Raw genomic sequence first — 10,456 nt, 5'->3', positions numbered from 1 at the left:
AATTTGAAAGCATGGAGCATTTCAAACAAGAATTAGAGGAATATATCCATTACTACAATCATCAACGAATCAAGGTAAAATTAAAAGGCATGAGCCCGGTAGATTACCGGATTCATGCCCTCAAGGCTGCCTAATTAAATAAAGTGTCTAACTTTTTGGGTTCACTTCAATTGTCAGTCCTCTTTTGTAGTATCTAGCGCAGAGATCGGCGATAGGAATATTGTTTCCATTGATAGAGGATAAAGCAACCAATGCAGAATCCAAGGATGGCTATGAAAGAAGCAAGTCCGACCATCACCGTAAAAATATATCCTGAAACTGTCCAACCAAGTAAGAAAGAAATTAATCCAAGTCCCAAGCAAACGACTGCAATAACTTGGTTGAATTGCTGTTGTGAATGATCTTCCGGAATATAATCAGAAGGCCGCTTTTTCAAGAAGAGCTTTGCAAGCCGCATAATCGGATTGAAATTAAAGATAAGCCCTAAAAGTCCTGCTGTAAACGGAATCGCTAATATCCATATTTGACCGGTTAGTAAGGCAGTCACCACACTTAAAAATATGACCCATTGATTCGTGCGTACTAAGGGACGGGGAATAGAACGCATTTCACTCGTCATTTGAATGCCAACCTCCCTGATGTGTTTTATTATATTTTATCTTTATTATAGCTACTTGTTAAGTGGGAATGATAAAAAAGCCTATAAAATCAAAACTCAACCTTCTTATTTGTAATAATTTTAATTTAGTATTGATTATTATTATTAAAACAGTATAATATAATATATAACAATTAGTTAAAGTAGGAGGACGGTATAATGGTAACAAAAGTTTGTCAAACATGCGGTACACCAATTAAAAAACTAAAGCATTCTTCTATATGCCAATGCGGTCCTAAAATATTGAGCAATCAATTCTCAGCTAAAACAAAAAAATAAACTGCATAAAATAGAATGATAAATTAAACCGGTTATTGGAAATAATCGGTTTTTTGTTTACTTGTGGAGTGTAAGGATGTGTAACTAAAAAAATATCTTTTTATCCAATATTAAATATTTTTATTTTGAGTAAAAATAATGTACGATTAGAGAATAGAATTTAATGTCAGGGTGGAACAAAAGACAATGTATTAGTTTGTCTAAACCATCACGTGACGGTTGGGAGGGGTTATATTGGGAACGAGACGTTGAAAATTGGCGAGTTGGCGGAAATGGCGAATGTTACGAAGAGAACTGTTGATTACTATACAAACATGGGCCTGCTAAAAGCAGAACGTTCCGCCTCTAACTACCGTTATTATTCAGTCAGGGAACTTGAACGGCTTCACCGTATTGAGGAGTATAAAAGAAAAAACCTTTCATTAGAAGATATAAAGGAACTATTTAACCAGGACAAGGAAGTTTCATCTGCCATTGAGGAAACAGGACTTCAATTGAAAAGTAAACTGGATGGCTTGAATGAGGAGCTACGGGAAGTAATCAGGCTGATTGAAAAGGACGAAAAAAATGAACTTCTTCTAAAAAAACAGATTTCTCACGAAAGCATTGCCTTAATCCAATCATTATTAGTGTTGTTAGTATAATTCAGATTTATTCTCGATAGTTTACTGTACTAAGGTGCATATTAATAAAGGACATCTTCACAAAATGGTTGGGATGCGGCATTCATGTTAAAATTCAGTTTGTTTTTGAAATGGACATTAACCATTTACACAGGAGGTGCTTGGGATTAAACCATGTTTGCCTATTCCTTGGTATTACTCAAGGTAGGGTATATACATGGTAAACCCGCACATATTGGAGATTTTTATAAAATTATTAGCAGTAGCTGTATTAATAGCATTAACGGCATTTTTTGTTGCCTCAGAATTTGCAATCGTAAAAGTCAGAAGTTCTCGCATTAATCAATTGATTGAAGAAGGACATAGAAATGCACTTGCAGCCAAGAAAGTAACCACACATATTGATGAGTACTTATCTGCTTGTCAATTGGGGATTACAGTAACCGCATTAGGTTTAGGAGTGCTGGGTGAACCGACGGTGGAGGCAATATTTAAACCTTTGTTTTTAAGATGGGGATTAGATGAATCCGTAAGTCATATTATCTCTTTCGTGATCGCATTTGGCTCTGTCACATTCCTTCACGTTGTAGTCGGGGAACTAGCACCAAAAACAGTTGCGATTCAAAAGGCTGAGGAAGTAACATTAATGTTTTCAAAGCCATTAATTCTGTTTTATCGTATTTTGTACCCGTTTATTTGGTTATTGAATGGTTCTGCTCGTGTTCTTACAGGCATGTTCGGGTTAAAGCCTGCTTCTGAATCTGAAATGGCTCACTCAGAAGAAGAACTACGCATTATTTTATCAGAAAGCTATAAAAGCGGTGAGATTAATCAATCGGAATATAAATATGTAAACCAAATTTTTGAATTTGATGAGCGTATTGCCAATGAGATTATGGTTCCTCGTACGGAAATGACTGTAATTGAAAAAGGTATGCCCTTATTGGAAGTTGTTGAACTCATTCAAGAAGAGCAATACACCCGTTATCCTGTTATAGACGGTGATAAAGATAATGTAGTGGGTATGGTCAATATCAAGCGTCTTTATACAGCAACAATTACAGAAGAAAATGTTTCAGAATTGACGGTTGATTCATTTGTAACACCAATTATTCGTGTTCTTGAAACAATCGCAATTCATGATTTACTACTGAAAATGCAGAAGGAACGGATTCATATGGCCGTTTTAACAGATGAATATGGCGGTACTGCAGGTCTTGTTACGGTTGAAGACATTCTCGAAGAAATTGTCGGAGAAATACGAGATGAATTTGACCAAGACGAACGGCCGCTTATTCAAAAAATTGATGAGGGACATTATGTTTTTGATGCAAAAACATTGGTCGAAGATGTTAATGATACCCTTGCAATAGAATTACCAGAAGAAGATATAGATACATTGGGCGGCTGGTTCCTAACAGGGCGATTTGAAATTGCAGTCGGCGATAGAATAGAATATGCCGGCTTTGAATTTACCGTAAAAGAGATGGATGGCCATCATGTCTTATATGTTGAAGTTAAGAAAATTTAATAATCATGAAAAACCGAAAGCGAAAGCTTTCGGTTTTTATAATTTTACTAAATAATGAATTAATAATTGAGTATGGATTCGAACACAATGCTTTAGATTTTCTTACAATTAAAAAGGTAGACTACTACTCTAATGGAAAAGGAATTCATGAATAATAATGCTGTAGGTCACAATTTATATTATGGAAATGTTAACATGTAGAGTGAGACATTAAATCTATCTAAATATAAACATATTGGAATGTTAGTAATAAGATTTATCTTTACAAAGACATTCTTTTTCTGGCTGATTATAAATTAAGAGAAGAAGGTAGGCGGAAAAATGGGTTTTAAGAGGAAGCAAATGTTAGGATTCGGTTTAATCTTACTTTTCTTGGCTATATTACTTTCTTTCATGATGTTTACGCTTAACAATTTAAAGAGCAGTATGACAGAAATAGTTGAAAACCGCTATGAAAAAGTTCAAGCTTCGATGGAAATCCGTCAGTTGTTTTCAAGGTCAGACCGTGAAATTTTGTTTGCAGCTGATGATGCGAATAAGGAAGAAAGAGCCAATAGTCTAGAAATTATAAAAGAGAATCATAGTTTGATTGAATCACAAATTGCTGAATTATCAGGTACTTTAAATAAAGTAAAAGCAAAGCAATTGTTGAAAGAGTTTGAGACACAATATACATCTTACTCCATAACAGAGACTGAGATTATTCAAAATATACAAGAAGAAAATTCTTCTGAAAATATTTCCAGGTTGATGAGAGATCAGCGGGAAAAGCGGACAAAAGTTATCAGCGCGATGGATGACTTTAAAGATTACCAAGAAGGCGTTATGAAAGAAACCTTAAGGAATTCGAAACAAACCTATGAAGATATGATTAGTTTCACAATCTTCGCTGTTATTCTTAGCATTTTAGTTATTTCAGTAACGATGGTTTGGATGATTCGCAGTACATCAAAAGATTTGCAATCCATTACGAAAGTCATCAAGAATATTGATTTTAAAAACTTATCGGTAGTACCAAGAATTTCAGTTCGAACAAAAGATGAAATTGGTGATATCGCTCGATCCTTCAATGATATGGCAGAATCGCTTGAAGCCTATAATCAAAAGGAGAAAGATTTCACTGAAAAAATCAGTGAACAGAACTGGATTCAGACTCGTGTTGCAGATATTGCTACCATGTATCAGCGTATTGTTGATGTGGAGGTTCTTGCTGACAGGTTCATTACAAGGCTTGCGCCGATGATGGGAGCGTCCATTGGGGCTATTTACGTCAGGCGAGGTGAGGGAAAAGATATGCGTTTTGTAAAGCTTTCCAGCTTTGCAGGAGATGGTGAGGATGCAGGCAGAAGTGAATTTCGATTGGGTGAAGGTTTGATTGGACAATGCGCTCAAGAAGGAAAATCGAAATTCATCGACAATATTCCAGAAGACTTCCATTTGGTTACAACAGGGCTAGGGGAAGTCAATCCTAAAAGTATTGTCATTGCACCGGTCGTATTTGAGGACGAAGTTGTTGCAATGGTTGAATTGGCAAGTTTGGAGGCCTTTACGAAGTTGCAAAAAAGTTTCTTAACCCGTGTGTTGGATACTCTGGGCATCACGATCAATAATGTAGAAGGTCGGATGGAAATAGAGCGTTTATTGAAAGAATCACAGGCACAGACCGAAGAGTTGCAGGCTCAATCGGAAGAATTACAATCTCAGTCAGAGGAAATGCAGGCCCAATCAGAGGAATTGCAAACACAAGCTGAAGAGTTGCGGATGATTAATGAACGATTAGAAGAGAGAAATCGCGAAACCGAAGATAAATCGAAAGAGCTTCAAGTCGCAAAATTAAATCTTGAAAAACAAGCAGAAGAATTAAAGTTAAGTTCAAAATACAAATCGGAGTTCATGGCTAATATGTCCCATGAATTGCGGACGCCGCTTAACAGTATTTTGATTTTATCTGAAATGCTTTCTGATCCTAATGATAGTAAATTAAATGAAGAGCAGCAGGAATTTGCTCGTGTTATTAACTCTTCAGGTCAAGATTTATTAACATTGATTAATGATATTTTGGATTTATCAAAAGTTGAAGTTGGAAAACTTGAAGTTGTCTTTGACGAAATGAATATGAGTGAGCTGCCTGAGCTATTGCACCGTAACTTTGATCATGTAGCGAAGAAAAAGAACATCGACTTTCTAATCAATAAAGATAAAAATGTACCGGACATCTTCTTTACGGATGAACAGCGCTTCCAGCAAATCTTGAAAAACTTATTGTCCAACGCATTTAAATTCACGGAAAAAGGTTCTGTGTCTGTCCAAATTAAAAAAGCGGATGAAGAAAATGTCGCACAGTGGATTCAAACAAAAGGTGCAAGTAATTGGATTGAAATTAATGTGGCGGATACTGGAATTGGAATTTCCAAAGAAAAGCAAAAACTAATCTTTGAGGCGTTCCAGCAAGGCGACGGAGCTACAATGAGGAAATACGGTGGTACAGGACTTGGGCTTTCCATATGTCGTGAATTTGCTAAGCTGCTAGGAGGCTGGGTCATTGTAGATAGTAAAGAAGGCCGAGGTAGTATATTTACCTTCTTTATTCCAAGCATGCCAGAGGGCTTCAAACATGTTGGCGAAGCAATAGCTGCTTCTCCTGAAGTGGCAGCAGCTACCCATGAAGCAACCGAATCTTTTGTAGAGCAGGAAGAACAGGATGTCGTAATATTCGATGGTGACGGCAAGAAAAATGGTAATCCATTCTGCAATAAAACCGTACTGGTCGTCGATGATGACCACCGTAATATCTTTGCACTAAAAAATGCGCTGAAGCATGAGGGGATGGGAATCCTTACGGCTGAAAATGGCTATGAATGTTTGGAGCTTCTTGAAAAAGGAAATAATATAGATGCAATATTAATGGATATAATGATGCCAGGAATGGATGGTTATGAAACGATGACTAGAATTCGCGAGCAGAATAAGTTCGAGAATCTTCCAATCATCGCTTTAACAGCTAAAGCGATGAAAGGCGATAGGGCAAAATGCCTGAAAGCTGGCGCGTCCGACTATGTCAGTAAGCCATTAAAATTAGATCAGTTGCTATCAGTTCTTCGTGTGTGGCTGACTAATTAATTGATAGTACGGGTAAGGAAGGTTTTTCATGAAGGATACATTAACTGTTGAAGAACGAGAAGATATAGAAATTGAATTATTATTGCAAGCCATTTATTCTGTCTCCGGCTTCGATTTTCGTAAATATATGCGTTCTTCTATAAAGCGGAGAGTTGAAAATCGGATGAGGCTGGACCATATTCGTAGGATAAGTGGAATGATTGAAATGGTTTTGTATGAAAAAGGGTATGTCGAGAAACTTCTGAATGATTTTTCGATAAACGTTACTGAAATGTTTCGCGACCCGGATTTCTTTAAAGCTTTTCGATTAAAAATTGTACCGCTTTTAAAACAGCTTCCGGAAATTAGAATTTGGCATGCGGGTTGTTCGACTGGTGAAGAAGCCTTCTCAATGGCCATCCTTCTTAAGGAAGAGGGGCTTTATGAAAAGGCGAAAATTTATGCGACTGATATGAATGAAGATATCCTCCGTCATGCGGAAAAAGGGATACTTCCGCTAAATAGAATGCAGTCTTATACAAAAAACTATTTGCAGGCCGGCGGAAAACAGGAATTTTCGGAGTATTATACGACGGATTATCAAAATGCCTATCTTAATTCTAGCCTTCTTAAAAACATAGTGTTTTTCCAGCATAATTTGGTCACTGATGGTTCATTCAATGAGTTTCATATTATCTTGTGCCGAAATGTGATGATTTACTTTACCGGTGAATTACAAACCTATGTAAACCATTTGTTTTATGACAGTCTTAGTAAAAAAGGCTTTCTTGCAGTTGGTAGTAAGGAAACACTTCATACATCTTCCTTATCGGAAGGTTATGAGGACTTTGATTCAAAGGAACGGATTTATCGGAAATTATAAGAAGGGGGAGTTCGCATATCTTGCGGACTCCTCTTTTTCATTAGGGCCACTAGTAATATGTTTTCACTCTGTTTTTGGGTGATACAAAAAAATTCTTATAATATGTTTAGAGTGTCATAGTAACGGGTATATATAATGAATTGGTCTGCGAATCTGATGATAAAGTGGTTTATTATTATTAAAAAAGACTGAGCTTCGTTATAATAAAATGGAAACTACCCTATAGGGAACCACAATAATGAAACGCATTTACATAATAAAGATAAAAACTTGCCGCTCGATATAAGCCAAAAGGGGAATAAAAGAATGACGATATTAATCGTAGATGATAACCAGGTTAACCTTTTCGTTATAGAGAAAATTCTAAAGAGGGCTGGCTATACGGATTTTCTATCATTAACTTCTGCTGTGGAGATGTTTGAATATTTACAGGTGGATGGTCTGAAACCAAAGGAGACTTCTGTTGATATCATTCTGCTTGATATTATGATGCCTGAAATCGATGGAATAGAGGCGTGCAGACGACTTCAAAATATCCCACACCTTAAAGATATACCCGTGATTTTTGTGACCGCACTTGAAGATTCAAACAAGGTGGCCGAGGCGCTTGATGTGGGCGGTATTGATTATATAATGAAGCCTATTAATAAAATTGACTTGCTGGCCCGGATTCGTGTGGGATTAAGGCTTAAATATGAAAAAGATTGGCATAAAATGCAGGATGAAAAAATTCGTAATGAATTAGATCTCTCGATGCAGGTCCAAAGCAGTCTCTTAAGTGAGCCCATTCACAATGACCACTTAACTATCAAAGCCTCATACTTACCTGCAAATAAGTTAGCGGGAGACATGTACTATTGGCATCGCATTGACGAAAATCGATATGGAATCATTCTGCTTGATATGATGGGACATGGAATATCCGCTTCACTTGTTTGTATGTTTATTTCCTCTGTTTTGAGGGATGCGATTCGGACACATACAGATCCTGTGGCAGTCATAAAAGAAATGAATCACTGGATGAGTGTCCTTAATAAAGAAGATAACCAAGTGCACTATTATTTTACAGCGATTTATATGATTATTGATACAGAGCAAAAAACAGTGGAATATGTTAACGCTGGACATCCTCCAGGCTTCGCTTTAATGGATGATGGAAAAGTGGCTTCTCTTTCAAAAGGGACATGTCCTGTGGGATTCTTTGCTGAGATGAATATAGAGAAATCAATCATTCATTATGAAGACAGAATTCAACTTCTGTTATTTACAGATGGAGTCATGGAGGCTATCGATCGGGATGGCACCGAAGGGCTGAATCAAATACAAGAAGCGGTCTCAATGAGTTGGTTTGATATCAAGGAAACCGCTCCTATTGATTTTGTTATGCCCCCTGAAATGCAACAAGACCAGCCGGATGATATGTGTGTTGTTGTAATTCAAGCTAATTGAAAAAGGAAGAGGCTGCAGTTTATACCTGCAGCCTCTTCTGTATATAAGGGGGTGTGGAAATTATTAAATAGGAGAGTTTCAATGTAGTATCCTGCGATTTTAATTTGCTAATTAACGTTTATTTTTCAATTTACTAACAGCGTCTTGGAGATTGCCTTTTAATTTATCAACTTTACCTTCTGCTTGTAAGTGAGGATCATTTTTCGCGTTACCGACCTGTTCTTTCGTTTCGCCTTTTACTTTATTGACCGTACTTTTTACTTTGTCTGATAAACTGCTCATTATGCTGCCTCCTTTTTCTTTATATACTATATATACCCGTGTATAGGTCGAGTAAACCAAGGTGTATATAAAAGAATCATTTATGAAGCGATTGTTGCCTTTTTACTGTGAATTTGAATGAACCGATAAGCCTGTTCAATGATTTGATCTTTATCATAATCCAACGAAGCAACATGATAGGAATTTTCAAGGGCGATTAATTCCTTATCAAGGGACAATACAGTATCGTATATTTGATTGGAACATCGGGCTGGTACAACGTGATCTTCTGGAGAATGAAAAAGAAGTATCGGGCAGCTAATGTTTTCGAGCTGTTGACTTGTATGCTCCATAATATCAAGCAACTGATTAATTGCTTTTGAGGGAACTTGGTCATAAGTGATTTCAGTAACAGTATCGTCTTTTACGTCAGGCTCACCTTCAGGAATGAAACGCGGAACCGATTGGTTACGATAGATTTCATACTCAGGAACTTGAAGTGCGGCGTTAATAGTGAGAATTCCTTCACAAGGTACTTTTGTCGCTAAATCCAAAACAAGGGCGCCGCCCATTGATTGTCCTATTGCAAATACATATGTGCAGGTTTGCTTTAGCTTTGCATAGGCAGTCTCGACATCATGTACCCAATCTTGATAATGGCTCGTTTCCATATCCAACTCATCGGTTCCATGGCCCTTCAAACGTGGAGCATAGACTGTATAGCCTTTGGCAGCAAGGTTATCACCTAAATACCTTACACTTTGTGGTGTTCCATTAAAGCCATGGCAAATGAGGATTCCGATAGAATTGCCAGGGAGGAAAAAAGATTCTGCACCTGGTATTACCTTTGCTGCTTTCATATCTCCATCTCCTTTAAATCATAATCTATTAAAAAAGGGGTTATTGATTATTAGATTCTGTCTTTTTAACAATATTAACTATTCCGATTATATTACTTGGTTATATAATATCATAACAAGATTTAGAAAGTCAACTTGGTTATGTTTCTTGTTCAATACATCAAGAAGGTACTTAAGGCAAGAAAAAACAGGGCTGCAAATACTTATGTAAGATATACGTTGACGCGAGTACCTAAATATAACAAAGAAATCTAGCTTGGTTTCAATTAATAAATACAACTCCTTCTATAATATATCTTTACTAAAATACCGATCTAAGAGGTTGTTAAAATGCCTAACAAAATAAAAACTATAAAAACAGGAATAATCGTTGACTTTCAAGTGGAATAGGATTAATATAAATAAGCACCAAGTACGACAAACAAAAAATCATTCACTTTTGGTAGCTTACTAAAAGAAATAATAACTATTGACTTCTTATTATGATAGTGTTAAGATGAAATGGTCGCTGAAAAACACAGCGGTTTAAAATAAGTTAAAAACTTCGCAGAAGTTGACAACTAATCAATAGCGTGTTATGATGAATAAACAAGTTGTTCGAAAGAACGACGATAAAATTGCTCTTTGAAAACTGAACAAAACAAAGCGCCAACGTTAATTTTTTAAGTGAGCACACACTATCAAAAAGCAAAATGAGCAAGTCAAACATTTCTTCGGAGAGTTTGATCCTGGCTCAGGACGAACGCTGGCGGCGTGCCTAATACATGCAAGTCGAGCGAATCGATGGGAGCTTGCTCCCTGAGATTAGCTAGC

9 protein-coding genes and 1 rRNA gene are annotated in these 10,456 nt (G+C 36.7%); 7 read left to right on the top strand and 3 right to left on the bottom strand.

The window, feature by feature from the left end; all coding sequences use genetic code 11:
* On the top strand, positions 1 to 134 hold a 134-nt coding region (locus AC1DUW_RS14420; RefSeq protein ID WP_477642807.1), incomplete at its 5' end, for an IS3 family transposase.
* Positions 135 to 193: 59 nt separating this feature from the next.
* On the opposite strand, the gene AC1DUW_RS14415 is transcribed toward AC1DUW_RS14420, so the two are convergent.
* A complete protein-coding gene (locus AC1DUW_RS14415; RefSeq protein WP_252432536.1) occupies positions 194 to 619 on the bottom strand; it encodes a DUF4395 domain-containing protein in 426 nt (141 codons plus the stop codon).
* Between the two features lie 530 nt (positions 620 to 1,149).
* On the opposite strand from AC1DUW_RS14415, the gene AC1DUW_RS14410 reads away from it, so the two are divergent.
* The 5 genes from AC1DUW_RS14410 (at position 1,150) to AC1DUW_RS14390 (ending at position 8,522) form a co-directional block, all read left to right on the top strand.
* On the top strand, positions 1,150 to 1,581 hold the full coding sequence (locus AC1DUW_RS14410) for a MerR family transcriptional regulator (protein WP_053348267.1): 432 nt from the start codon (positions 1,150 to 1,152) through the stop codon (positions 1,579 to 1,581).
* Positions 1,582 to 1,777: 196 nt separating this feature from the next.
* Positions 1,778 to 3,091 (top strand): hemolysin family protein, encoded by a 1,314-nt coding sequence (locus AC1DUW_RS14405; protein ID WP_376110781.1) that lies wholly within the window; start codon positions 1,778 to 1,780, stop codon positions 3,089 to 3,091.
* Between the two features lie 342 nt (positions 3,092 to 3,433).
* Entirely contained in the window at positions 3,434 to 6,211 is a 2,778-nt protein-coding gene (locus AC1DUW_RS14400; RefSeq protein ID WP_236695028.1) for a response regulator, read from the top strand.
* Positions 6,212 to 6,239: 28 nt separating this feature from the next.
* Complete coding sequence (locus AC1DUW_RS14395; protein ID WP_053348269.1) at positions 6,240 to 7,073, top strand: CheR family methyltransferase; 834 nt, start codon at positions 6,240 to 6,242, stop codon at positions 7,071 to 7,073.
* A gap of 306 nt (positions 7,074 to 7,379) precedes the next feature.
* Complete coding sequence (locus AC1DUW_RS14390; protein WP_477642806.1) at positions 7,380 to 8,522, top strand: SpoIIE family protein phosphatase; 1,143 nt, start codon at positions 7,380 to 7,382, stop codon at positions 8,520 to 8,522.
* A 111-nt stretch (positions 8,523 to 8,633) separates the two neighbouring features.
* On the opposite strand, the gene AC1DUW_RS14385 is transcribed toward AC1DUW_RS14390, so the two are convergent.
* Positions 8,634 to 8,804 carry a CsbD family protein gene (locus AC1DUW_RS14385; RefSeq protein ID WP_477642805.1) on the bottom strand — a complete coding sequence of 57 codons (171 nt, stop codon included), beginning with the start codon at positions 8,802 to 8,804 and terminating at the stop codon, positions 8,634 to 8,636.
* A gap of 80 nt (positions 8,805 to 8,884) precedes the next feature.
* The gene (locus AC1DUW_RS14380; RefSeq protein ID WP_477642804.1) at positions 8,885 to 9,643 is read right to left on the bottom strand and encodes an alpha/beta hydrolase; all 759 of its coding nucleotides are present in this window, start codon (positions 9,641 to 9,643) and stop codon (positions 8,885 to 8,887) included.
* A 710-nt stretch (positions 9,644 to 10,353) separates the two neighbouring features.
* On the opposite strand from AC1DUW_RS14380, the gene AC1DUW_RS14375 reads away from it, so the two are divergent.
* Positions 10,354 to 10,456 (top strand): 16S ribosomal RNA (locus AC1DUW_RS14375); the annotation flags it as partial.

It is taken from the genome of Peribacillus sp. P4_C12 (genome assembly GCF_056402095.1).
The sequence above is the reverse complement of the archived record's forward strand: the minus strand, read 5'-3'. Positions and strand labels throughout refer to the sequence as shown.